At 62.0% G+C, this 23,397-nt stretch carries 18 protein-coding genes and 1 pseudogene; 4 read left to right on the plus strand and 15 right to left on the minus strand.

Annotated features, from left to right (window positions below; genetic code table 11):
• Positions 1-124 (plus strand): annotated as a pseudogene (locus tag Q0J81_RS06380) (transcriptional regulator NrdR); the annotation flags it as partial.
• Between the two features lie 139 nt (positions 125-263).
• On the opposite strand, the gene Q0J81_RS06385 reads toward Q0J81_RS06380, so the two are convergent.
• The 4 genes from Q0J81_RS06385 to Q0J81_RS06400 form a co-directional block, all read right to left on the minus strand.
• Positions 264-2,192, minus strand: a complete 1,929-nt coding sequence (locus tag Q0J81_RS06385; protein WP_294446664.1) for a TRAP transporter large permease subunit — start codon at positions 2,190-2,192, stop codon at positions 264-266.
• Between the two features lie 187 nt (positions 2,193-2,379).
• Entirely contained in the window at positions 2,380-3,456 is a 1,077-nt protein-coding gene (locus Q0J81_RS06390) for a TRAP transporter substrate-binding protein (protein WP_294446665.1), read from the minus strand.
• 13 nt (positions 3,457-3,469) lie between these two features.
• Complete coding sequence (locus tag Q0J81_RS06395; RefSeq protein ID WP_294446666.1) at positions 3,470-3,682, minus strand: 4Fe-4S binding protein; 213 nt, start codon at positions 3,680-3,682, stop codon at positions 3,470-3,472.
• Between the two features lie 81 nt (positions 3,683-3,763).
• Entirely contained in the window at positions 3,764-5,425 is a 1,662-nt protein-coding gene (locus Q0J81_RS06400) for an FAD-binding protein (protein ID WP_294446667.1), read from the minus strand.
• 356 nt (positions 5,426-5,781) lie between these two features.
• On the opposite strand from Q0J81_RS06400, the gene Q0J81_RS06405 reads away from it, so the two are divergent.
• Positions 5,782-7,401 carry an RNA repair transcriptional activator RtcR family protein gene (locus tag Q0J81_RS06405; protein ID WP_294446668.1) on the plus strand — a complete coding sequence of 540 codons (1,620 nt, stop codon included), beginning with the start codon at positions 5,782-5,784 and terminating at the stop codon, positions 7,399-7,401.
• A gap of 99 nt (positions 7,402-7,500) precedes the next feature.
• Here the strand turns inward: Q0J81_RS06405 and Q0J81_RS06410 are convergent, their stop codons facing one another.
• The 11 genes from Q0J81_RS06410 to Q0J81_RS06460 form a co-directional block, all read right to left on the minus strand.
• Positions 7,501-7,953: a GNAT family N-acetyltransferase gene (locus Q0J81_RS06410; protein ID WP_294446669.1), complete on the minus strand. Its 453-nt coding sequence runs from the start codon at positions 7,951-7,953 to the stop codon at positions 7,501-7,503.
• A 197-nt stretch (positions 7,954-8,150) separates the two neighbouring features.
• Positions 8,151-9,494, minus strand: coding sequence for a malic enzyme-like NAD(P)-binding protein (locus tag Q0J81_RS06415; protein ID WP_294446670.1), 1,344 nt, complete (start codon positions 9,492-9,494; stop codon positions 8,151-8,153).
• A gap of 16 nt (positions 9,495-9,510) precedes the next feature.
• Positions 9,511-10,620 (minus strand): aminotransferase class V-fold PLP-dependent enzyme, encoded by a 1,110-nt coding sequence (locus Q0J81_RS06420; RefSeq protein ID WP_294446671.1) that lies wholly within the window; start codon positions 10,618-10,620, stop codon positions 9,511-9,513.
• A 799-nt stretch (positions 10,621-11,419) separates the two neighbouring features.
• Positions 11,420-12,889 carry an Asp-tRNA(Asn)/Glu-tRNA(Gln) amidotransferase subunit GatA gene (gatA, locus tag Q0J81_RS06425; RefSeq protein ID WP_294446672.1) on the minus strand — a complete coding sequence of 490 codons (1,470 nt, stop codon included), beginning with the start codon at positions 12,887-12,889 and terminating at the stop codon, positions 11,420-11,422.
• Complete coding sequence (gene gatC / locus Q0J81_RS06430; protein ID WP_294446673.1) at positions 12,890-13,183, minus strand: Asp-tRNA(Asn)/Glu-tRNA(Gln) amidotransferase subunit GatC; 294 nt, start codon at positions 13,181-13,183, stop codon at positions 12,890-12,892.
• Between the two features lie 250 nt (positions 13,184-13,433).
• Positions 13,434-15,164, minus strand: coding sequence for a penicillin-binding protein activator (locus Q0J81_RS06435; RefSeq protein WP_294446674.1), 1,731 nt, complete (start codon positions 15,162-15,164; stop codon positions 13,434-13,436).
• A gap of 764 nt (positions 15,165-15,928) precedes the next feature.
• Positions 15,929-16,693: an enoyl-ACP reductase gene (locus Q0J81_RS06440; RefSeq protein WP_294446676.1), complete on the minus strand. Its 765-nt coding sequence runs from the start codon at positions 16,691-16,693 to the stop codon at positions 15,929-15,931.
• A 39-nt stretch (positions 16,694-16,732) separates the two neighbouring features.
• Positions 16,733-17,638, minus strand: a complete 906-nt coding sequence (locus tag Q0J81_RS06445) for a phosphoribosylaminoimidazolesuccinocarboxamide synthase (RefSeq protein WP_294446678.1) — start codon at positions 17,636-17,638, stop codon at positions 16,733-16,735.
• A gap of 42 nt (positions 17,639-17,680) precedes the next feature.
• Positions 17,681-18,997 carry a histidinol dehydrogenase gene (gene hisD, locus Q0J81_RS06450; protein ID WP_294446680.1) on the minus strand — a complete coding sequence of 439 codons (1,317 nt, stop codon included), beginning with the start codon at positions 18,995-18,997 and terminating at the stop codon, positions 17,681-17,683.
• 110 nt (positions 18,998-19,107) lie between these two features.
• Positions 19,108-20,499, minus strand: a complete 1,392-nt coding sequence (gene glmU, locus Q0J81_RS06455) for a bifunctional UDP-N-acetylglucosamine diphosphorylase/glucosamine-1-phosphate N-acetyltransferase GlmU (protein ID WP_294446682.1) — start codon at positions 20,497-20,499, stop codon at positions 19,108-19,110.
• 1 nt (position 20,500) lies between these two features.
• Positions 20,501-20,710: a DUF2065 domain-containing protein gene (locus tag Q0J81_RS06460; protein ID WP_294446685.1), complete on the minus strand. Its 210-nt coding sequence runs from the start codon at positions 20,708-20,710 to the stop codon at positions 20,501-20,503.
• 178 nt (positions 20,711-20,888) lie between these two features.
• Here Q0J81_RS06460 and Q0J81_RS06465 point away from each other — a divergent pair, with 178 nt between their 5' ends.
• Together Q0J81_RS06465 and Q0J81_RS06470 are read left to right on the plus strand one after the other, a co-directional pair.
• Positions 20,889-21,842 (plus strand): polyprenyl synthetase family protein, encoded by a 954-nt coding sequence (locus tag Q0J81_RS06465; protein WP_294446687.1) that lies wholly within the window; start codon positions 20,889-20,891, stop codon positions 21,840-21,842.
• A 12-nt stretch (positions 21,843-21,854) separates the two neighbouring features.
• Positions 21,855-23,006, plus strand: coding sequence for a DHH family phosphoesterase (locus tag Q0J81_RS06470; protein WP_294446688.1), 1,152 nt, complete (start codon positions 21,855-21,857; stop codon positions 23,004-23,006).
• Positions 23,007-23,397: the final 391 nt, after the last annotated feature.

Genomic DNA, 23,397 nt, shown 5'->3' on the forward strand with positions numbered 1-23,397 from the left:
TGTGATGGAGCAGCTGCGCAAGGTCGACGAGGTCGCCTATGTGCGCTTTGCGTCGGTCTACCGCCAGTTCAAGGACATCAACACCTTTATGGAGGAGCTCAATTCGCTGCTCAAGGATAAGTGATTGTTGTGGTTCTCCCAAATAAAACGCGCTAAAAATCCCCCAAAAAGGCGCAAGTAAAAAAGAGAGAGAACGAGGGCTTAAGGCACGAAAGTGCTTTAAGTCCTTTTTTGATGCCTGAAAGAGGGCGGAAAGAGGGGAATCAGTGCATCTTGGAAGGCAGCCACAGGCTGAGCTGCGGGAAGGCCACGATGAGACCGACGCATACGAACAGGCCCACCACGTAGAGGAGCGAGGCCTTGTACATGAGGCCGATGGGCACGTCGGCAATGCCCTTCATGACGAAGAGGTTGATGCCGAAGGGCGGCGTGATGCAGGCCATGTTCTTGACGAGGGTGGAGATCACGCCGAACCACACGAGGTTCCAGCCGAACACCTTGGCGATGGGCACGAAGATGGGTACGCAGATGAGCACGAGCGGAATGGCGGGAATGAAGCAGCCGAGGAAGCAGAGCACGATGATGATGGCCACCATGACCAGCATGGGCGCGATGTCGAGGGCGGCAATGGCGTTGGCGAGCACCATGGGAATGCGGCTCAGGGTCATGAAGTTGCCGAGCAGGTTGGCGCCGGCGAGCAGGGCGAAGCACATGGCGGTGAACTTGCCCGCGTCGTTGAGGGCGGAGGAGAGCTTTTTCCGGGTCATGCGGCGAAGCGCACAGGCAAGGGCCAGCATGCCGAACACGCCCACGCCGCCGCCTTCCGTGGCGGTGAAGATGCCGCCGTAGATGCCGCCGATGACCAGAATGAATATGGCCATGATGGGCAGGGCGGAACGCAGGGAGGAGAAGGCTTCCAGACGGGACACGCGGGGCGAGGCGGGCGCGGCCGCAGGATTGATGCGGGCCCACACCACGATGACGCCGATGAAGCAGAGCATGCACAGAAGACCGGGAATGACGCCGGCAATGAACAGTTCGCCGATGGACTGTTCGGCGAGCACGCCGTAAAGGATGAAGGTGGTGGAAGGCGGAATGAGGCTTCCTATGGTACCGGAGCAGGCAAGGCAGCCTATGGCGAGGGCGTCGTCGTAGTGGCTCTTGCGCATTTCCGGCAGGGCTATGGCAGACATGGCCACGCTGCCTGCGAGCGAGTCGCCCACCACGGCGCCGAAGGCCGTGCAGGCGCATACGCTGCCGGTGGCGAGGCCGCCGCGCCAGTGACCCATCCAGGAGCGGGCGGCGCGGTAGAGATCCTGACCGAACTGCCCTTCAAAGCACACGTAGCCCATGAGCAGGAAGAACATGAGCGGCGACCAGTCGTAGCTGGCCACGGTGTTGTACCAGAACTGGCCGAGCATGTTCCACGCGGCCATGGTGCCGCGCATGTTGGCGATGAACACGGCGGCCGAGGCCATGAGGGCATAGGCCACGGGCATGCCCGAGAAGAACAGGAAGAACATGAACGCGCAGCCCCACACGCCGAGGGCCACGCTGGACACGCCGCGCATTTTGTTCATGGCGAACCATACGAAGGCGGCGGTGGTGATGAAGGCCGCAAGAAGGGCCAGGAGCATGGCTCCGGAGCCGTAGTTGTCGTGGGCCTTCAGAATGGCGGCGAAGAAGTCATGCACGAGGGTGAGCAGAAGCAGCAGACAGCCGGCCGAGGCGAACCACACGAAGGGCGCCACGGGCAGGTTGAGCGTGGGGGAATAGAGCTCGCAGGTGGAGGCGTAGCGCACCATGGCGGCAAGGCATACGCCCACGGTGGCCACGGACCAGAACGTGGTGACCACGGAAAGAAGCGTCTGCGCCTTTTCGCTGAGCTTGGCGGTCACCACGTCCATGACGATGTGGCCGCCCGTCCACTGGGCGTAGGCCACAGACGTGAAGAACACGATGACCATGAAGAACTCGGTGAGTTCCAGCGTGCCGCTGAGCGGACGGGAGAAGAAATACCGCAGACCGACGTCGAGCGTGGTGATGAGCACCATGAGCAGAAAGAAGAGCATGCCGAGAGCGCTGACTTTCTGGCATACGGTCTCGAGGTGCTTCAGAATGCCGACGCACGCGCGCAGGGGCGCCAGGCCGGAGGACTGAGGGGAAAGAGAGGTTGCTTGTGATGTGGCCATGACTGGACTCCTGGGCGTTGAACAGGGAGCGCGTGCCTTTGCGGCCCGCTCCGGCAGAGGCGGACTGCGCCGCATGCAGGTTCAGGGGGTTCCCGCACGCCGGCGGGAACGGTTCGGCTTTCGTCCCTCCGGCACGGGACGAGAGAAGTAAAGGCCGGGGAAGGGCATTCCCCGGCCTGGTCAGTCGTTACTTTTCCACGTAGCTGGCGGCGCGGGACTGGGCCCAGGGGGTCATGTCGCGCTTTTCGAGTTCGCGGAACTTGGCAAGAATGGCTTCGGCGGGAAGCCCCTTGCTGTTGGTGAAGTCCACCCATTCCTTGTAGGTGGGTTCGGCAAGGGCGTCGGCCTTGGCGTAGTCGGCATCGGAGAGCACGTAGAGCTTGCCGCCCTGTTCCTTCTGCCAGCGTTCAAGGCTGTTGTACTGCATGTCGTTCCAGAAATCGCTGAACAGCTTGGGCGCATACTCGCGCGACACGTCGTCGATGATCTTCTGGAGGTCGGGCGGCATGCTGTCGTAGGTGTCCTTGTTCATCACGCAGTAGAACACCGATCCGCCGAGGTTCACGAGGGAGAGATGCTTGATGATGTCGCCGAGCTTGCGGGAAACGAGCACTTCGCAGTCCACCACGGCGCCGTCGATAACGCCCTTTTCCAGGGACATGTACATATCGGGCAGGGAAATGCCCACCACGGTGGCGCCGAGGGCGCGGGCGCGTTCCAGACGGATGCCGCCGCCCGATACGCCTATCTTCAGCCCCTTGAGGTCTTCAAGGCTCTTCACGGGCTTGTCGCGGGTACCGATGAGCATGCCCATGGTATGGCCTTCCACAAAGAGCAGGTGCGTACCTTCCACGTCCTGCATGGCTTCCTTGGGGAAGCTTTCGTGCATGGAGCGGACGAGGTTGGCGGCGTCCACGGTGCACAGGCTGGGACGCACGAGGTTGAGGATCTGTTCATGGAAGGGATAGCGGCCGAGGCCGCCCACGGTGAAGGTGGCTTCGCCAATGTCCGCCACGCCCGTGCGCACGGATTCCACCACTTCGGCCTGCTTGCTGAGCGCCTGGGCGAAGTAGGGCTCGATGACGATGCGTCCTTCGCTGCGTTTCGTTATTTCGTCGGCCCAGGGCTTTATGGCCATGGTCCAGCGGTTGTGCACCGGCGGAATGGCGAGGTTGAGGGAAAGCACGTAGTCCGCGGCGTTCGCGGGCAGGGCGGCGACAAGCGTCATGGCCGCGCCGAGCAGAAGGGCAGAGATTCTGTTCATGCGTTTCCTCCGTTCAGACAAGGGTGTAGAGCGGGAACTCAAAGCTGATGGCATCCTTGGGGCAGCTTATGCGGCAGTTGCCGCAGTGCCAGCATTCGTGCTTGTATTCCTCAATGAGGTGAGGAGTCTTGTCGTGTTCCTTGTCGAGGGCCAGAATGTAGGCGGGGCAGTCTCTGACGCACATGCCGCAGCGGATGCATTTATCGTCGTGAAATACGGGAGGCATAGTAACTCCGGTGGTTGTCGGGTTGGGGGATTCGTCCGGTCCGGCGCCCCGGAAGAAGGGAGCCGGAACCGGGCAGTCACATCATTTTGCGGCAGGCTCGAGCCAGGAATAGACGGGGCCTTCCTCGCCCCGGCTCACCACGAGCCCCTTGGCAAGGGCGGGATCCTTTTCGGGGTAGTCGGTAAGAACGTACATGCCCCGGCCGCTTTCCTTGCGCTGCATGCAGGCGTCGAGGTGTATGCGGCACAGTTCGAGAATTTCAAAGGCCTCGTGTACGCGCATGAGGTCGTGCAGGTTTTTCGCGCGCACGCGGTCCCGGTAGCCGTCGATGAAGTTCAGGCGGTCGAGGGCCACGGCCATGCCGGGCATGTTGCGGCGGAACTTGGCGTAGTAGTCCATGACCTGGCGGATGGGATCTTCAAAGTCGCTGTGGGTCATGGTTCCCGAGGCATTGTTCAGCGGGGCGAGAATGCGGTCGCGTTCGGCAAGGATTTCCTCTTCCGAGGGACCGGCCATGTCCAGCGAGGGAGCGTTTTCGGCCGCATGGCCGCCCGCCACGTAGCCGCCGCACATGGCGCCGGAAAAGCTCGTGAAGTTGCAGCCCGCGTACAGGCCGCGCACCGGAGTTTCCAGGTTGTCGTCGGCAAGAAGCATGCCGGAGAGGCTGAGTTCGCCCACTTCCACTTCCAGCGGATACTTGCTGAACTCGATGCCGCGGGCCTTGCAGTAGTCGAGATAGGTGGCCTTGTCGGCGGGCATGAGCACGTACTGCAGATGATGCACGTCCTTCTCGTTGAGGTGGCGCATGTCCATGTAGAAGGGCGGGCCGTAGCCTTCCACCTGCTGCTGGTTGGTGCCCATCATCTGATTGCGGCGAATGCCGTTTTCACCCATGGGATCGTACTTGAACATGAAGCGTTCGCCGAGGGCGTTGAGCTCGTGGCCGCCCATGTTGTTGATGCCGTTCATGCCGGGCGCGCCCCAGCCCTTGGGAAGAATGGTGCCGCGGCATGAAATGTCGGCGTTCACGATGGGCACGCCGATGTCGTAGGCGAGCGTGAAGTAGCTGCCCGTGGTGAAGGGCGTGAACCAGCAGTTGTAGGGATTGTGGGAGGAGTTGTTGGTGCAGCGCTGAGCGTGCCAGCCGAGGCAGTTCACGGCAGTGCGGCAGCGTATGGCGGCGATTTCGCCGGTAAGCACGTTGAAGCCCATGCAGCCGGCAATCTTGCCGTCCTTCTTGAAGAGCCTGGTGATCTGGAAGTTGTCGAGCACGGTGACGCCCATGGAACGGACGCGCTTCGCCAGGCCGCGTTTGATCTTTCTGCCGTTGGGAATGTGCAGCCACCACGCGCCGGGCTGACCGAAGCCCACGGAGCGGAAATAGAAGCCGTCTTCACGACGCAGAAATTCCACGCCGCATTCTTCAAGAATCTTCACGCAGGGCTTGAGCGCGTCGTGCCACTGCTCTATCTGCCGTTCGCGATAGCCGAAGGCGGATTTCATGTAGAAGTTGACGAAGCTTTCCATGTTGTCGAAGGGCTCGTCGGAGTCGAGCACGGCCATGAAGTGGTCGTTGCCGCCGCCGAGGGAGCCGGAACTTTCCAGCGTGCCCTTGCCAGCCATGAGGACGTCAAGTCCCTTGCCGGTCGAGTTCAGGGCCGCGCCTATGCCGGAAGCTCCGGTGCCGAGGATGAGCACATCGGTCTCGTAAAGAGTGCCCCAATCGTGTTTGACGGATTTCATATATGCTCCTTGGTGACAGATGCGTGATTGCATGACAAAAATGGAGCAAGAATCGTGCCAGAGTGCACATAAATAAAGAGCAGGAAAAACGCCATGTTGCCGAAAGTGCTCGTGCACGGTGGCAGATTTTTCAGAGAATTGTTTGATTATCAGATAAAATTCTGAATATTGCTTCTTTGGGAAAATATGTGAAAAATAGCTTTAATCCGGGGCTCTGTGGCGTTTGTGGAGACTTTGACAAGCAGAGGAGGGAGATTATTCCTGAGTCTGCTTTTGTGGTATAGGAAGCCTTTGCGCATCCGCTCGGGGGAGCGGACGGAATGGTCAGAAACGAATCGTGCCGGTCTGAAGGAATCATGAAGAAAAATGTGGTGTTCAGCACCATATCCATAGATCACGACATTGCCGATGCCGATTCTCGCTGGAAGCTGTGGCGACCGCTGGTGGAACTTGTGCAGGTGCGCAGGTTTTTCATTCACCGGCTGTACTACTTCATTCCGCCCTCGCTCAAGGACAGGCTGAGCGCTCTGCAGAAGGATCTTGAGGAACTTGCCCCGCACACGGAAGTGGTTCCCGTGGTCATAGACACGAAGAACAATTTTTCTCCGCAGTCCTTTGCGGAAAACTATCTTTTCTTTGATTCCTTCTTCAGCACCTTTGTCTTCAACGATGAAGAGGAGGACTATTTTCTGCATTTCGGCCCGGGCAACATGTTTGCGCATTCGTTCATGATCATGATGCTCGTGAACATCAAGCGCATACGCTGCCGCATCATACAGCTTCGCAGTTCCAAGGACCGGTTCGGCCGCATCCATTCCACGATTCAGATATACGACAACGCCATCAACCACTGGATTTCCAAAATAGGGGACATAGAGCAGCGCAAGCACGCGCAGCAGGATTTACTGCGCGGCGGCATTCGCACGAAGAATCCCGAGTTCAACCAGCTTGTGAAGGACATAGAGCGCGTGGCGGTGCACTCCGCCGCGCCCGTACTGCTTTCCGGGGCCACGGGCACGGGCAAGACGCAGATGGCGCGCCGCATCTATGAGCTCAGGCTGCAGACCGGAGCCGTGACCGGGCCGCTCGTGGAAGTGAACTGCGCGTCCTTTCGCGGCGATTCGGCCATGTCCGCGCTGTTCGGGCACGTCCGGGGCGCCTTCACGGGGGCGACGTACGAGCGCAAGGGCATGCTGGCCATGGCGCATTCGGGCATACTTTTCCTCGACGAAGTGGGTGAGCTTTCCATGGACATACAGGCGCTGCTGCTCAAGGCCATAGAGGAGAAGCGCTTTTTCCCCTTCGGTTCGGACAAGCCGGTGTTCAGCAACTTTCAGCTCATCACGGCCACGAACTGCGATCTTTTTGCCGAAGCCCGCAACGGCAGGTTCCGGACGGATCTGTTTGCCCGCATCAATCTGTGGCACTTCCGGCTGCCGAGCCTCAGGGAGCGGCCCGAAGACATCGAGGTCAACATCGACTACGAGCTCAAGCGCCTTTCCGAACAGCGCGGCGTGTTTGCCGACTTTCTGCCGGAAGCCCGCGAAGCCTACCTCCGCTTTGCCCGTTCACCCGAGGCCGTGTGGCCCGGCAACTTCCGCACGCTCGCCAGCAGCATGGAAAGAATGCACACCTACGCCTTTCAGGGCATCATCACCAAAGAGACCGTGGACAAGGAAATAGCCTACCTGCGGGGCCTGTGGCGCAGAAGGACCGAAAAGCTAGAGGGCATAGAGTTTCCCCTCATTGCCCGGGCCTCTCACCTCATAGACCGCGAGCTCGATCTTTTCGACAAGGTGCAGCTGGAAAAGGTGCTTGAAGTCTGCCTTGCCTGCAAGCGTCGTTCCGAAGCGGGGCGTCTGCTCTTTGCCAGCTCCCGGCTCAGAAAGAGCAGCAACGACGACACCGCGAGACTCAACAAGTATCTGCGTTCCTTCAACCTGTCGTGGGAAAGCGTGAAGAGTCTCGAAGAATGAAGGCCTTTGCGCCGCAGACATTCTCCCGCAGAAAATCCGGAGAACGCGCCTGACGGCGGAAAGGAAACGCGAAAAAAGAATGCGGACAGGGGGGAGTTCTCAGACCGGAAGTTCCTGCCTGAGGTATATCATGTCCCGGAGCACCTTGCCGTCTTCCACAATGGGATGATCGTAGTTCTTTACGAAGAAGTCCTTTTCCACATGGGAGAAGGCGAAGCCGCAGGCACGGTAGAAGCCGAGCGTCGCGGGGCTCTCTCCCGTGCCCACGAGCATGACGCCGCCTCCCCGGAAGCGCTCGAGCAGAAAACGGACCATGAGTCTGCCGAGACCCTGCCGGCGGCAGGAGGCGTCCACGGCAAGGTTCTTGAGTTCATGCACGCCTTCGTCCTCCTTCGTGACCACGGCCACGGCCCGGGGATTGTCCTTATCGTCGAAGGCCACGAAAAGATCGCCGCGGGAAAGGTAGCGGTCAATCATGCTCTCCTGTTCGTCGGCTTCGAGCAGCAGGGGAAGAAAGCGCTTCTTGTCGCGGGTAATGAGGCATATCTTCATGAAAAATCCTCATGAGCCTGTGAGGGGCGGGAGCGTGAACAGGGCGCTCGCCCGGACAGGAAAGGGGCGGGAACCGTACGGCGGAGCGGCGTGCCGTCCGGCCGGCGGTCGGACGGGCAGCGGATCGGAAAAGGGCGTTTTTCGACGGCGTTTGCCGCGCGGCAAAAAGGCCGGGGAAGCACCCCGGCCTTTTTCTCTTAGTTTTCGTAGCTCTTCCAGTAGGAAGCCGTGCGGGCCTTGGCCTTCTTCATGCGTTCGCGCAGCATGAGGCGGTAGGCTTCTACGCTGCCGCCTATGTCTTCCATGCTGCCGCGGGCCACGCCGCTGTCCACGGCGGCCTGGGCCACGGCCGGAGCCACCCATTCGATGATGCGCGGATCGAGCGGCATGGGAATGATGTATTCCGGACCGAAGGTGAAGTCGCGGCCGTGATAGGCGGCGCGCACTTCGTCGGGCACGGGCTCGAGCGCGAGGTCGGCCAGCGCGCGGGAAGCGGCGATCTTCATTTCTTCATTGATCTTGCTCGCGCGCACGTCGAGGGCGCCGCGGAAGATGAAGGGGAAGCCCGACACGTTGTTCACCTGGTTGGGGTAGTCGGAACGGCCCGTGCCCATGATGGCGTCGGGACGCACGGCCTTGGCCTCTTCGTAGCCGATTTCCGGCACGGGGTTGGCGCAGGCGAAGATGACGGGATTTTCGGCCATGCCCTTCAGCATGTCGGGCTTGAGCGTGCCCGGGCCGGACAGACCGAGGAAGAGATTGGCTCCGTTCATGGCGGCGTAGAGGGTGTCGTCGATGCTCGCGCCCGGCGCGGGTTCGGGCTGGGCAAAGGTCATCTGCACGTCGGACAGGTCGGTGCGTCCCTTGTGGATGAGCCCCCTGATGTCGAACATGGAAATGTTTTCCTTTTTTACGCCCATGGCGGCGTAGAAGCGCGCGCAGGCCATGCCCGCGGCTCCCGCGCCCATGACCACGATTTTCATGTCCGCAATGTCGCGGCCCGTCACGCGCGAGGCGTTCATGAGCGCCGCGCCGGTGATCACGGCCGTGCCGTGCTGGTCGTCGTGGAACACGGGAATGTTCATGCTCTTCTTGAGTTCTTCTTCAATGTAGAAGCACTCGGGGCCGCGGATGTCTTCCAGGTTGATGCCGCCGAAGGTGGGCTCGAGAGCCTTCACGACGTCGATGAGGCGGTCGGGGTCGGAGCAGTCGAGCTCAATGTCGAAGGCGTCCACGTCGGCAAAGAGCTTGAAGAGCATGCTCTTGCCTTCCATGACGGGCTTTCCTGCGAGCGGTCCGATGTTGCCGAGACCGAGCACGGCGGTGCCGTTGGTCACCACGGCCACAAGATTGCTGCGGCCCGTGAGTCTGGCGGCCATGGCCTCGTCGGCCACGATGTCGCGGCAGGCTTCGGCCACGCCGGGACTGTAGGCGAGGGTGAGGTCGTCCTGATCCACGGCCTTCTTGCTGGGCATGACTTCAATTTTGCCGGGACGGGGCAGTCCGTGATAGCGGCGCACGTCTTCCTTGGTGTAGCTCATGAATATGATCCTTTGGTTATTTTGAGAGAACGTCTTTCATGACGGCAAGCGCCGAACTCATGGCTTCGGCATTCGCCTGCGTGCCCATGTGTCCCATGCGGAACACCTTGCCCGCAAGCGGACCGAGGCTTCCGCCCACATACAGACCGCGCGCGGCAAGGGCCGTGCGCCGGGCGTTCCACAGCCAGCCTTCGGGCACGCGGATGGCGGTCACGGTGGGGGCGTTCACGGCATCTTTTGCAGGCCACAGCGAAAGGCCCAGCGCCTTCACGCCTTCGCGGCACTGACACGCCACGGCCTCGTGACGGGCAAATACGTTGTCCAGGCCTTCCTTCTCCATGGCCGAGAGCGAAGCATCCATTGCGGCAACGCCCCACCAGTTGGGAGTATAGGGGAATCTCATGGCGTCTTCAATGGCGTTGTCGAAGGGGCGTACGGCGTCGTAGCCCGTGTAGTTCACCTCGCGCACGCGTTCCCACGCCGCAGCGCTTACGCTCATGAAGCTCATGTCCGGCGGGCAGGAAAGACATTTCTGCGAGCCGCCGAGCACGCAGTCGGCATGCCACGCATCGGCAAGAACGGGCGCACCGCCCGCGCTGGCCACCGCGTCCACCACCAGGAAGGGCACGCCCAGATCCTTTTTCAGCTTCCCGAGTTCTTCCAGCGGGTTCAGCGTGCCGGAAGGCGTTTCGCAGTGCACCGCCGTCATGAGCACGGGATGATGCTCCTTCACGGCGTCCTTCACCCTTTCCAGCGTGGAAGCGGAAATGGTTCTGTCGTAGGGCTCGGACACCAGCACGGCCTTGCAGCCGATGACCTTTGCCATGTCGGCAAAGCCGTCGCCGAACACGCCCGTGCCTACGCACAGCACCGTGTCGCCGGGCCTGAGCAGACTCTTCAGCGCGCCCCACAGCACCAGCATGCCTTCGCCGGTGCCCATGAGCACGTCTTCCTTCGTGCCCAGAATCTTCTGGAGACGCGTTCGTACCGACTTGTAAAGTTCAAGATATTCCGTGCCCATGCGCGGAGGCGCATAGTCTCTGGAAAGCGCGCGGGCAACGTCGGGATGAACGGAAACGGGACCGGGATAAAAAGGCATGGCCGCATAAGGCTTGAAGCTGTTCATAACTTGGGCGGAAAGCGATGTTGGCGGCGAAGAAGGCGCTTTTTCCGCTTGTGGTTGCCTTCCCCGCCTTCTCCCTCGCAGGAGAAGAAAAGAGCGAACGGCTTCGTTCGCCCGTGAAACATAACAAGCTATTTCGTGGAAAAAGCCCTGCCATGTCAAGGGTCTTGATGGCGGAAGGATAACCGGAGCCACGGGCGCTGCTCCAGATTGCGAGGAAGGAGGACAGACCGGAGAGCGGGCGCTGGTCTGGATTGAGAGGAAGGAGGACAGGCAGGAGCCGCGGGGCGCTGCCCCGGACCCCGCCGGGGGAGATAATCTCCCCCGGGCCCCCATGGTTCCGCCGACGGCTTCGCCTTCGGCGGGTCGGGAGCGGGCAGGGCTCGCTGCCGGGAGCGGACGGGAGTTCGGGAAGGTTCTGCGGCGAGGCTCGCCGTGTCTGGCGGGAGCTGTCCGGTCTGCGGATTCAGTGCAGGTGTGCGCTGCTGCGCCCACCTGCGGTGGCCGACCTTGTTTCCGGCCGAGGCCGAAAACAAGGTAAATAAGGAAGGGATTACAGGATATTGTGAGAAAAAGCGATGGAATGTTCCGGCGGCATTCCGGACAGAACATGACTCCGGAAGGAGTGCTTTATGAAAAGGAGGGGCGAAAAAAAAAGCACGGCCTGCGGGAGCAGGTCATGCTTCTTTCTGAAACCCTTCGTACCGACGGCGGACGGGTGCGGAAGCACACGCCCGCCGTCGGAAACGAGGGGGTTCGGGGGGAATCATTCCCCCCGATGCCTTTTCTGTCTTTTCTGCCTTTACATGGGGGCGTGCTGGTTATGGGTGCAGAGGGCGCGGGTGAGCTTGTCGCCGGCGAGGAAGAGGGTGCCTTCGTCGAAGGCGCGGCCCATGAGCTGGATGCCGACGGGCAGGCCATTGGAGGAGCCCACGGGGATGGAGAGTCCGGGCAGGCCTGCGAGGTTGAGGGACAGGGTAAAGATGTCCATGAAGTACATCTGAAGCGGGTCGTCGGACATATGTCCCATCTGCCATGCAGGCACGGGGGAGACGGGAGCAAGGATCATGTCGCAGGTTTTGAGGGCGTCGAGGTAATCCTGACGGATGAGGCGGCGCACCTGGGCGGCCTTGCGGTAATAGGCGTCGTAGTAGCCTGCGGAGAGCACGTAGGAGCCGAGCAGGATGCGGCGCTGCACTTCGGGGCCGAAGCCTTCGGTGCGGGAGCTCGTGTACATGTCCTCAAGATTCCTGGGTTCGGCGGTGCGGTGGCCGTAGCGGACGCCGTCGTAGCGGGCGAGGTTGGAGCTGGCTTCGGCTGCGGCAAGAATGTAGTAGCTCGCGATGGAGTACTCGGTGTGGGGAAGGGAGACTTCCACCACCTTGGCGCCGAGGCTCTTTGCCGTTTCCACGGCGTTTTTGCAGGCGTCGGCCACGCCCTTGTCGAGGCCTTCATGACCGAAGAACTCGCGGGGCATGCCGAGGGTGAGGCCGGACAGGTCGGCCTGCGCGGTCATGGCGGCGTGGTAGTCGGGCACGTCCACGGGGGAGGAGGTGCTGTCCCTCTCGTCGTGTCCGGCAATCACCTGAAGCACGGCGGCGGCGTCTTCCACGGTGCGGGTGAGCGGGCCCACCTGATCGAAGGAGGAAGCGTAGGCGAGCAGGCCGTAGCGGGACACGCGTCCGTAGGTGGGCTTGATGCCCACGCAGCCGCACAGGGAGGCGGGCTGACGGATGGAACCGCCCGTATCCGAGCCAAGGGAGGCAAAGCACTGGCAGGCGGCCACGCTGGCGGCGGAACCGCCGCTGGAGCCGCCGGGCACGCGGGTCACGTCCCAGGGGTTGGCGGTCACCTTGTAGGCGGAATGCTCGGTGGTGGAACCCATGGCGAACTCGTCCATGTTGTTCTTGCCGAGAATGATTGCCCCGGCCTTTTTCAGGCGTTCCACTACAAGGGCGTCGTAGGGGGAAAGAAAGCCTTCCAGAATTTTCGAGGCCGCCGTGGTGGGCATGCCCTTTGTGGCAAGCACGTCCTTCACGGTGACGGGCACGCCCCACAGAGGCTTGTCCGAAAGATCGGCCGGACGTTCCCTGTCCATGGCGCGGGCCTGCTCCAGCGCCTCTTCGTCGCGACGGGCGAGCAGCGCGTTGATTTTCGGCTCGGTTTCGTTGATGCGCGAAAGGCAGGCGGCGGTCGCTTCTTCCGCGCTCAGTTTGCCTTCTTTTATGGCGTCGCGCGTTTCGCAGAGGGAGAGTTCAAAAATTTCAGACATTTATTTTCCCTCCACAATACGGGGAACAATGAAGAACGCGCCGTCGGTGGCAGGAGCTCCGGCCAGAATGTCGGCCCGGTCGCAGCGGCGCACGGCCGTGTCGTCGCGGAAGGCGCATTCATGGATGACGGGGGAATACAAAGGTTCCACGCCGGTGGTGTCCACTTCGGCGAGCTTGTCCATGTAGGCAAGTATGCTGGAGCACTGCTGCGCCATTTCCTCCTGCACGGCAGGATCGGGAGCCAGCCGGGAGAGGCGGCACAGATGCAGAAAGTCGTTTTTGTCGAGTGACATGCTGGTGGTTCTCTTTTTAAAACGTTGTGCGTTCATGGTGTCCCGTCAGGGCAGGACACGCTTTACGGTCTGCGAGGCTTGCACGCTTCGCTCTGCCTGCGCCGCAAGTGAATTGCGGCTGGTCATCGCTTGCGCGGCATCCGCCACGCTTCGGGTCTTTTGTATGCTGCAACGCAGCCGGCCGCAAGTCCCCGTCCGGCATCCGTCTCGGTGAGGAGACGGGCCGGAACGAGGGGCGGAGGAAAGACGCTTATTGCCTGCTGAGGGAGTCGACGAGCGCGTCGAAGCTCACGGGACGCTGAGGCGCGGCAGGGGCGTCGGGCTCGGAAACGGAAAGGTCGCCCGAAGCGAGGCGTTCTCTGAGCTTCTGCATGTCGGCCGGGATGTGTCCCGTAGAGGAAGGCTGGAAGATGAAGAGCTTGCGGCTGGCCTTGCCCGAGCCGTCCCAGCTCATGGGAGCGCCTGCCCAGTCCATGCGGGGACCGGAGGCGAGGGCGCGGTTGAGCTGCGCGCTTGTCCAGCCGGGCTGGATATTGAGCGCCGCGGCCATGCGAACGAAATCGAAGCCCAGGGCGGACCAGTCGTCGGTACGCTGATTTTTGGCGGCCATGGCGTTGCGGAAGGCCGTCACTCCGGCTCCGGAAAGCCGGTCGTTCCACACGCCGGGGAAAATGGTGAGCGCAAAGGTGGCGGCGTTGCTGCGGCTGGTGGGGCCGAGGCTCTGTTCCCATATCGAGGTACCCATCATGAGCCGGTTCTGAGCGCCGCTGTAGTGCAGGCTGGATACGAGCATATCCATGTTCTTCCAGCTGTCGGGCAGGAATATGGCCTGAAAATCGGCCGTGGCCACAGGAATGCTGCCGCGCTGTGCGCCGACCTGCATTTTCACGAAGGAGCCGGCTTCCTTGGGCCAGGCGTTCATTTTGCCTGCGGGGTAGGAGCCTGAGGTTACGGCATAGCCGCGCGCCGAGGCTTCCTGCAGGAACAGGCCGCTCATGCGCTTGCTGTAGGCGTCGCCCGGGCTGAACACGCCGAAGGAGCTGATGCCGAGCGAGGAAGCCGCGTCGAGCAGCGCCTGTATCTGATCTTCGGCGCTGGCAAAGAAGCGCCAGGCGTTTACGCCTTCGTCGCCGGAAGGCAGCGACGCGGTGAACGAGAAGAGCGCGCGCCCGGCGGCGGCGTCCTTTACGGCCTTGTAGCGCCCCGGAATGAGCGGTCCGCCCACCATGACGAACTGGGGCGGCAGATTCTGCACGGCCTGCTGCCAGCCGGTGAGTCCCGTGTCGATGATGCGCAGATCGACGTTCTTGCCGGAAAGACGCAGATCGTCCACGGCGGCCTGCGCGCCGGCCGCCACCTGACGGCCGAGAGCCGAGGCGGAACCGGTCTGCGGAATGATGAGCGCCACGCTTACGGTGCTGCTCGGCGTTACGGCCGGAGCCTCACCGAGACCGAGCATGGCAGGCGCGGCGTAGAGCATGGGATTGGACAGCCGGGAAAGTACGGCGGAAGAATCGTTGAGCAGACCGCGACGGGCGGCCTTGAGCATGACGAGATTCCAGGGGAAGCTTTTTTCCTGCTCGGAGGACACGGAGGCGGCAAGCTTTTTCAGCGTGTCGCTGTCCATGCCGTCAAGGTCGGTCCAGTACATGGTTTCCCATGCGGCGCGCTGCTCGGACGTGGCCTTGGCATACAGCGCGGCCAGTTCCTTGCGGGCGGGATAGCCCTGCCTGCCGGGACGGCTGGCGGCCATGGAAAGCGCCCGCAGCTTGAGCGCCTGCGAGGAAGAGGGGTTCTTCCACACCATTTCGGCCCTGCGCCCCTGTTCCACGCCGGGCAGCCCGGCTATGCTGTTGGCCCAGAGCGTGACTTCGTCCTGCCTCTGGAAGGGCAGCTTCTGCTTTTCCAGAAGCGCGCAGCCGGAGGAAAGCAGGGCGAGACACAGTGTGAGAAGAAGAATGATGCGAAAACGGGGTCTCATGGCGGTATCCTTTGTGCGTCTGGGCGAAGAGGCTCACCGGCTTGCCGGAAAGGCTCGCCTTGAGAAAGCCGCCGGACAATGATGAAGACGTCCGCCGTCCTGCCGTACAACGAAACCGTTCCGGAAAAAAAAGGCTCCGGGCGTCACGACGCCCGGAGCCTTGAGCATAAGCCAGCTTGCACGTGAGAGCAAGAGCGCAGTCAGCTCTTTTGCCCGCTTCCGCTCCCGTCTTCTTTCTTTTTTTCCGCCGCTTCCATCTTTTCGCGAATGTCACGCATCCGCATGGGGTCCACCCGGAATCAGCACGACGTCGTGCCCCCGCCCCGGCGTATCGCCATGGCCGCCAATAGCGCCAGAACAACGATCAGAACCGTGCCCAGCCTGTCCATCAGGTCCATGTTTCAACTCCTTGCTGAACGTTCTGCCCTTTCCTCGATTCTACCCTGATACTCCCCCAAGGGGAAGAGGCACGTCCCGTGCCCGAAGAGAGAAGGGAAGCAGGCAGGATTCGCGGGGCGCTGCCCCGGATTGAGCGGACGGGTTCAGCCTGCGCCGCGGGAGGGGGCAAGGTGGGAGCAGAGAGACCTGCGGGCTGACTGAGGGAACGTGGGGAACGGGGCGAAAAAAACATGGGAAGAGGGGGAAAGAGCGCTTCCTGTTCCCCAAAAAAAGCTGCGGGACGGCCCCGCAAGGGGTTCGTCCCGCAAACTATGGGGGCGCGGGGGAGAGTATCTCCCCCGATGCCTTTTCTGTCTTTGCTGCCTTTACAGAGCGGTGCTCTGGAAGCCGTTGTCGACGTAGAGGATTTCGCCGGTGACGCCGGAGGCGAGATCGGAGGCGAGGAAGGCGGCGGAGTTGCCCACTTCGTCGATGGTGACGAGGCGGTGCAGGGGAGCGCGCTTTTCAAACATGGCGCCGATCTGGTGGAAGTCGGAGATGCCGGAGGAAGCCAGCGTACGGATGGGACCGGCGCTGATGGCGTTCACGCGGACGTTCATGGGGCCGAAGTCGGTGGCGAGGTAGCGCACGGAGGCTTCGAGGGCGGCCTTGGCCACGCCCATGACGTTGTAGTTGGGGATCATTTTTTCGGAGCCGTAGTAGGTCATGCAGATGACGGAGGCGCCGGGGTTGAGCAGAGGCTCGAAGGCCTTGCACAGGGCCACGAGGGAGTAGGCGGACACGTCGAGGGCGAGCTTGAAGCCGTCGCGGGAGGTGTCGAGGTAGCGGCCCTTGAGGTCGTCCTTGGACGCGAAGGCCACGGAGTGAACGAGCACGTCCACCTTGCCCCACTTTTCCTTCACGAGCTCGGCGGAGCGGGCGATGTCTTCGTCGCTGGACACGTCGCAGGGGAAGGTGAAGTCGCCGGAAAGTTCTTCGGAAATGGGTTCGACGCGCTTTTTAAGGGCGTCGTTCAGGTAGCTGAATGCAAGGCTGGCGCCTTCGCGGCGGAAGGCGGAAGAAATGCCGTAGGCGATGCTGTGCTTGTTGGCGACGCCGAAGATGACGGCCTTTTTTCCTTCAAGAATCATATATCCTCTCCTATGGTGATGGGTGAGTGGGGGACGTGACTACTCGGAGCGGCGGGTAGTGAGGCGGAAGGCTTCCTGGTATTTTTCGGCGGTGGTGTCGCGCACTTCGGTGGTAAGGGCGGGAGCGGGCGGGGTCTTGTCCCACACCTGGGCTTCCAGCCAGTCGCGCAGGTACTGCTTGTCGAAGCTCGGCTGGCTGTGGCCGGGTTCGTAGCCTTCGGCGGGCCAGAAGCGGGAAGAGTCGGGGGTGAGCACTTCGTCGATGAGGGTGAGTTTTCCGTCCACGAGGCCGAACTCGAACTTGGTGTCGGCAATGATGATGCCGCGGCTTGCGGCGTATTCGGAGGCTTCGCGGTAGATGGCGAGGGAGGTTTCGGCGGCCTTGTCGGCCAGCTCCGTGCCGACGATTTCGCGCATTCTTTCAAGGCTGATGTTTTCGTCGTGGGTGCCCACTTCGCCCTTGGTGGAGGGGGTGAACAGCACTTCGGGCAGCTTGTCGGATTCCTTCAGGCCTTCGGGCAGGTGCACGCCGCAGACGGTGCCGTCCTTCTTGTAGGACTTCCAGCCGGAACCGGCGATGTAGCCGCGCACGATGCATTCGGCCTTGAGGGGCTGGGCGCGTCTGGCGAGCACGGAGCGGCCCACGAGCTGGTCGCGGTAGGGCTGGAGGGCGGCGGGGTACTTGTCCACGTCGGATTCGATGATGTGGTTGGGGATGAGGTGAGCGAACCTGTTCATCCAGAACAGGGTGATCTGGTTCAGAATGACGCCCTTCCACGGAATGGGCTCGCCGAGAATGACGTCGAAGGCGGACATTCTGTCGGTGGTGATGAGCAGCAGGGTGTCGTCGTCCACTTCATAGATGTCGCGGACCTTGCCCTGGGAGTGGAGCTTGAAGCCGGGGAGATTGGTGCTGGTAATGACGGGATAGGGCAGTTGTTTCATGGGAAGACCTCGGGGGATGAAGAGCTTGGGGAATGCGGCAGATCAGCCGCGAAGTTCCACGGAACGGGCGTGCGCTTCCAGACCTTCGAGTCTGGCAAGCAGAGCGATGGAGGAAGCGTGGGCGCGGGTGAACTCGGCCGAAGCCGCCACAATGCTGGTGCGTTTGCTGAAGGTCTGCACGCTGAGCGCGGAAGAGTAGCGCGCGGTGCCGAGGGTGGGAAGCACGTGGTTGGGACCGGCGTAGTAGTCGCCCACGGGTTCGGGGGAATACTGGCCCATGAACACGGCGCCTGCGTGACGGATGGAGGGCAGCACTTCCCAGGGAGAGGTAACGCTCAGTTCCATGTGTTCGGGGGCGATGCGGTTGGCCATGTCCACGGCGACGGAAAGATCGGGAACGAGGATGATGGCTCCCCAGTCGTCGAGAGAGGCGCGGGCAATGTCGACGCGGGGCAGCTCGGCCACGCGTCTTTCCAGCGCGGAGGCCACGCGGTCGGCAAGAAGCTGGCTCGTGGTGATGAGAATGGCGGAGGCGAGTCTGTCGTGTTCGGCCTGGGAGAGCATGTCGGCGGCCACCCATTCGGCGTTGGCGCTTTCATCGGCCAGCACGAGAATTTCGCTGGGGCCGGCGATCATGTCGATGCCCATCCTGCCCTGCACGAGCTTCTTGGCCGTGGTCACGAAGATGTTGCCCGGTCCGGCGATGACGTCCACGGGACGGATTTCCTGCGTGCCGTAGGCGAGCGCGGCGATGGACCAGGGGCCGCCCACGCGGTACACCTCGTTGATGTCCAGAAGATAGGCGGCGGCGAGCATGTAGGGGTTCAGGGTGCCGTCGGCGCGGGGAGGCGTGACCACGGCTATTTCCTTTACGCCTGCGACCTGCGCGGGAATGGCACCCATGAGCATGGAGGAGATGAGCGGCGTGTTGCCGCCCTTGCCGCCGGGCACATAGAGACCGGCGCGGTCCACGGGCTCGATCTTCTGACCGAGAATGGAACCGTCTTCGCGGGTGATGAACCAGGATTTGTCCTTCTGGGCTTCGTGGTAGGCGCGGATGTGCGAGGCCGCTTCCACGATGACGCTGCGTTCTTCGCCGGAAATGGAGGCGGCGGCGCGGGCAAGTTCTTCCTGCGGCACGGCGAGGGGAGCTTTCAGGTCGGGAGCGTCGAACTGGCGGGGGCGTTCAATGAGGGCCTGATCCCCGCGTTCGCGCAGGTCCGCGAGAATGGCGCGCACCTGATTTTCCACATCCTGCCCGTTGCCGTCGGCAGGGTTGCCGCGTTCGGCCAGACGCCGGAACAGATCGACGGCTTCCGCGTCGGCGGGCGATTTAATGTTCAGTATACGACAAGACATTGTGTTCTCCTTGTGTTGGAGGCATGCGGCAGGCCTGGTCGCCGTCGCGTTGCAAGAATGGATATTCCGGGGGCAATAGTCAAGTTCTGCGCCGCGCCTTGCGCGTTGCGTCACTTTTTGCGTTCCTTGATGACCTGCCTGCCCCTGCCGAGGGCGAGCTTTCCGGCGGGCACGTCTTCCACGATGACGGAGCCTGCGCCCACGAGCGCGCCGTCGCCCACGCTCACCGGGGCCACGAAGGCGGTATTGCTGCCGATGAAGCAGCCTTCGCCTATGACGGTGCGGAACTTGTTCTTTCCGTCGTAGTTGCAGGTGATGGTTCCCGCGCCGAAGTTCACGCCCGGCCCCACTTCCGCGTCTCCGAGGTAAGTCAGATGGTTGGCCTTGGACCCCTTGCCGAGATGCGTCTTTTTGAGTTCCACGAAGTTGCCCACGTGGGCGTCTTCATCCACGAGGGCCTGCGGGCGGAGTCTGGCATAAGGGCCGATGATGGCGCCTTTTCTTACCTCGGCCTTTTCAATGTGGCAGAACTCGCGCACGGTGACGCTGCCTTCGATGACGGCGTCGCGCAGGATGCAGTGGGAGAGAATGAGCGCGCCGCTTTGTATCACGCTGTCGCCGCAGATTTCGCAGGGGCCGAAGAGTTCCGAACCTCTTTCCACGCGGGAGAGCGGGCTTACGCGAACGCTTTCTTCCGCGTGCAGAATCACGCCCGAGGCGAGAAGTTCCGCATTTCTGCGCTTTTTGAGAATGTCCTCGGCCACGGCGAGTTCCGCGGGCGTGTTCACGCCCAGGAGGGCGGTCTTTTCGCAGCCGGCGCCTTCGGCCTGAATGCCGCGCACGTCCATGCCTGCGGCAAGGCCCAGGGAAACGAGGTCGGTAATGTAGTATTCTCCGCCCTTGTTGTCGCAGGAAAGAAGCGGCAGCAGGCGACGTGCGGCGGGCAGGGAGATGAGATAAATGCCCGTGTTCACTTCGTGCGCCTCTTCAAGCGGGCCGTAGAGCGCGGGATCAAAGTCCCTGGCTTCCACGATGGCCTTTACCTTTCCCTGCTCGCGCACCACGCGGCCGTAGGAGGCGGCGTCGTCGAGCACAAGGCTCAGAAAGGCCACGTCTGCGCCCTCTGCGGCGTCGAGAAAGCGGTTCAGCACGCCCTCGGTGAGCAGCGGGGCGTCGCCGTTCACCACAAGAACGTGGCCGTCCCCCTCAAGATGCGGCATGGCCGTCATGAGCGCGTGACCGGTGCCGAGCTGCCGTTCCTGGCGAATGCACGCGGCGCTGATGTTCAGCCTCTGCGCGGCGCGTTCTGCCTCGGCCGAGACCATGTCGGCCTCGTTGCCCACAAGGGTGAACACGTTTCTCACGCGGGGCATGGCGGCAAGGGTGGCCGTCACGAGCGTGAGCATGGTTTCGCCAAGGAGCGTCTGCAGCACCTTGGGCCGGGGGGAGGGCATGCGCGTGCCCTTGCCGGCGGCGAGAATGAGGGCGTCTGTACCATTCATGTCAGTCTCCACGCAGAAAGCGTCCCGCGGCGCACACGGCCACGCCGAGGATCATGAGAAGGATGCCTCCCCTGCGCAGCGCCTCATCGGGAAGGGAAAGAAGCTCGAGCAGCATTTCCCGGGTTTTGCGGGGCGAAATGAGCCAGGGCAGCGCTTCAAGAACGCATGCCAGACCGAGCGCAGCGAGAAAGAGGGAGAAATTGAAATTCATCGGGGCAGTATCCTAGGTATCGGGCGGATTGTAAAGAGGCTTTTTCTTTCGCCGCCCCTTCCGGCGCCTCCCGGCGCGGACGAAAATGCTTGCGAAGAATGAAAAATGCGTTCAAAAGATAGGGAAAGATTCTTTGATACGCCCGCGGGGCAGAGGTCTGAGACTTATGATAACGTTCATGTCCGTGCTGAAATACGAACAGATAAAGGTAAACGCCGCTCTGGAAAAGGAACTTGCCGCCATGCCTGCGCCTCTGCGCGACATTGTGGGACACGTTCTGCTTGCGGGCGGCAAGCGCCTGCGCCCTCTCATGACGCTTTCTTCCGCGCGTCTGTTCGGCGCTGAGGACGCCGGTCTCTACGACCTTGCCGTGATTCCCGAGATGATCCACGTGGCCACGCTTCTGCACGACGACGTGCTCGACGGCGCGGCCACCCGTCGCGGACGCGCGTCGGCGCACGTGCTTTTCGACGTGCCGCGCGCCATTCTCGCGGGCGACGCCCTGCTGGCCGCGGCCAGCCACAAGACGGCCTCGTTCGGCATTCCCGCGCTGCTTACCTGCGTGTCGGAATCCGTGCTCATGACCGCTTCGGGCGAAACGCACGAAATTGCGCTTCAGCACTCCATGGCCCACAGCACGGCGGAGTACGTGGACGTCATTGCCGGCAAGACGGGATGGCTCCTTCGCGGATCCTGCCGTCTGGGCGCGCTTTACGCCGGGGCGTCTCCCGAGCAGGTGGAGGCCGTTTCCGACTACGGTCTGAATCTCGGCATCGCCTTTCAGATGGTGGACGACGCGCTCGACTTTGCCGACGAGGCGGAAACCGGCAAGCCCACGGCGGGCGACCTCGAGGAGGGCAAGTTCACGCCGCCCATCATGAAGTATGTGGAATTTCTCAATCATCCCGACAGGGAGAAGTTCTGCGAGAAGTTCCGCGCAGGCACGTTCACGCCGGAGGAGCGGTCGAAGGTTGCTTCGGACATACGCCGTCTCGGCTTCGACGCGGAGTCGCGCGCCCTGGCCGACGAGTATCTCGACCGGGCCGAGCGCAGTCTTGAGAAACTGCCGCAGCGTTTTGAACAGAAGATATTCCGGGAGGCGCTGGGATTCGTGCGCAACCGGAAATCGTAGGAGCAGAAGATTATGGCATATTTCCGCGTACTTTCCGCGCAGCTTGCGCAGCTTCAGGCTCTGCTTGTCAGGGAAGAGTCGTGGGCCATACTCATCACCGCCGACCCCGACGCCCTTGCGAGCGCCATGGCCCTTCAGCGCATCATACGTTCGAAAGTGAAGAGCGTGACCATAGCCCGCACCAACGAGATCACGAGGCCGGACAATCTGGCCATGATACGGTATCTCAACATTCCCGTGGTGAAGTGGCGGCCTTCCATGAAAAAGAAGATTCAGCGCTTTGCCCTGGTGGATTCGCAGGCCCATCACAATCCGGCCTTTGCGGGGCTGGAATTTTCCGTGGTCATCGACCATCATCCCAAAACCGACGATCCGTGTGCCGCGCCGTTTCAGGACATACGCCCCGACTACGGTTCCGTGAGCACCATGATGACGGAATACCTTTATTCCGCGGGCATACGTCCGGCGCGGCTTCTGGCCACGGCGCTTCAGTACGGCATACGCACCGATACGGCCACTTTCGGCCGCGGCTGCACCGACGTGGATCTGCGCGCCTACCACTATTTGAGCCGCTTCGGCGACGCCACGCTCATGAACCGCATTCTGCGCAGCGAATACATGCCCGAGTGGCTTCCCTATTTCTCGCGGGCCTTTGAAACGCTGCGCCCCTGCGGGCGCGGCAGTTACGTGTGGCTCGGCAAGGTGAACAGCTCCGACATTCTCGTGGTTGTGGCCGATTTCTTCCTCAAGGTGCACGGGCTTCGCTGGGTGGCCGTGTGCGGCGTGAGTGCGGGGCGCGTGGTTGTGGTGTTCCGCGGCGGCTACGGCAAGATGGATCTCGGGGCCGTGGCGTCCTGCGTGTTCCCGGGCATAGGCGGAGGCGGCGGGCACAAGACCATGGCCCGGGCCGAGGCCGCGCTTGTGGACGTGCCCGTGGAGAACCGCAGCGGCCTCGAGGAATACGTGTTCCAGCTCATTTATACGGCCGCGGAAAAAAGGCGCAGGATGCAGGCCGCGTCTCATGGCGGAAAGAAGGCCTCCACGGAGGAATCCGGCACGGAAGAGGCAAAGCGCAGAACTTTGGCAAAGGCTGCGGGCGAAAAGATGAGCGAGCCGTCGCAGGGCGCGGCGGAAGAGCCTGTGCAGAAAGACTCTGCCGAGTGACCCTTTCCTTTTTCCGTCGCCCGGGTACCGCCGCTGCCCGTCTGCTCCGGACACACTGTACGGACTCTTGACTTGCACGACGCCCGCTGCGTTTAACGCCGCGAGTGAATCGCGGCTACTGGCGGACGTCGGCCGGGCCGCTCGAAAGCGGCCCGGAGCCCAGAGCGTTGAGAAACGGCACTTCTTTGAACACGAAGACCTGTTCGAGCGTTGAAAAACACTTTTTTACGATAACCGAAGGTATGATGGTGCGTTGAGAGGCGGCAGTTTTCTGCAAACAACAGCTCGCCAAATCGTTAAAAACGACTGTCCGCTGCCAACGAAGGCTTTCCAGAGCTTCGGGCAAACGCTCCCATTAAAAATCCGGAAATCCTTTCAACCACACCGATGT

It is taken from the genome of uncultured Mailhella sp. (genome assembly GCF_944324575.1).
In the GTDB taxonomy this organism is placed as follows: domain Bacteria; phylum Desulfobacterota; class Desulfovibrionia; order Desulfovibrionales; family Desulfovibrionaceae; genus Mailhella.

Excerpts from the sequence above, each read along its gene's own strand:
- Q0J81_RS06390 (WP_294446665.1), bottom strand. The coding sequence starts at position 3,456 with ATGAACAGAATCTCTGCCCTTCTGCTCGGCGCGGCCATGACGCTTGTC.
- gatC (WP_294446673.1), bottom strand. The coding sequence starts at position 13,183 with ATGTCACTCGACAAAAACGACTTTCTGCATCTGTGCCGCCTCTCCCGG.
- Q0J81_RS06410 (WP_294446669.1), bottom strand. The coding sequence starts at position 7,953 with ATGAAGATATGCCTCATTACCCGCGACAAGAAGCGCTTTCTTCCCCTG.
- Q0J81_RS06400 (WP_294446667.1), bottom strand. The coding sequence starts at position 5,425 with ATGAAATCCGTCAAACACGATTGGGGCACTCTTTACGAGACCGATGTG.
- Q0J81_RS06435 (WP_294446674.1), bottom strand. The coding sequence starts at position 15,164 with ATGAGACCCCGTTTTCGCATCATTCTTCTTCTCACACTGTGTCTCGCC.
- Q0J81_RS06395 (WP_294446666.1), bottom strand. The coding sequence starts at position 3,682 with ATGCCTCCCGTATTTCACGACGATAAATGCATCCGCTGCGGCATGTGC.
- Q0J81_RS06460 (WP_294446685.1), bottom strand. The coding sequence starts at position 20,710 with ATGAATTTCAATTTCTCCCTCTTTCTCGCTGCGCTCGGTCTGGCATGC.
- Q0J81_RS06445 (WP_294446678.1), bottom strand. The coding sequence starts at position 17,638 with ATGAAACAACTGCCCTATCCCGTCATTACCAGCACCAATCTCCCCGGC.
- Q0J81_RS06440 (WP_294446676.1), bottom strand. The coding sequence starts at position 16,693 with ATGATTCTTGAAGGAAAAAAGGCCGTCATCTTCGGCGTCGCCAACAAG.
- Q0J81_RS06465 (WP_294446687.1), top strand. The coding sequence starts at position 20,889 with ATGTCCGTGCTGAAATACGAACAGATAAAGGTAAACGCCGCTCTGGAA.
- Q0J81_RS06385 (WP_294446664.1), bottom strand. The coding sequence starts at position 2,192 with ATGGCCACATCACAAGCAACCTCTCTTTCCCCTCAGTCCTCCGGCCTG.
- Q0J81_RS06415 (WP_294446670.1), bottom strand. The coding sequence starts at position 9,494 with ATGAGCTACACCAAGGAAGACGTGCGCCGCTATCACGGACTGCCCCGT.
- glmU (WP_294446682.1), bottom strand. The coding sequence starts at position 20,499 with ATGAATGGTACAGACGCCCTCATTCTCGCCGCCGGCAAGGGCACGCGC.
- Q0J81_RS06470 (WP_294446688.1), top strand. The coding sequence starts at position 21,855 with ATGGCATATTTCCGCGTACTTTCCGCGCAGCTTGCGCAGCTTCAGGCT.
- hisD (WP_294446680.1), bottom strand. The coding sequence starts at position 18,997 with ATGTCTTGTCGTATACTGAACATTAAATCGCCCGCCGACGCGGAAGCC.
- Q0J81_RS06420 (WP_294446671.1), bottom strand. The coding sequence starts at position 10,620 with ATGAACAGCTTCAAGCCTTATGCGGCCATGCCTTTTTATCCCGGTCCC.
- Q0J81_RS06405 (WP_294446668.1), top strand. The coding sequence starts at position 5,782 with ATGAAGAAAAATGTGGTGTTCAGCACCATATCCATAGATCACGACATT.
- gatA (WP_294446672.1), bottom strand. The coding sequence starts at position 12,889 with ATGTCTGAAATTTTTGAACTCTCCCTCTGCGAAACGCGCGACGCCATA.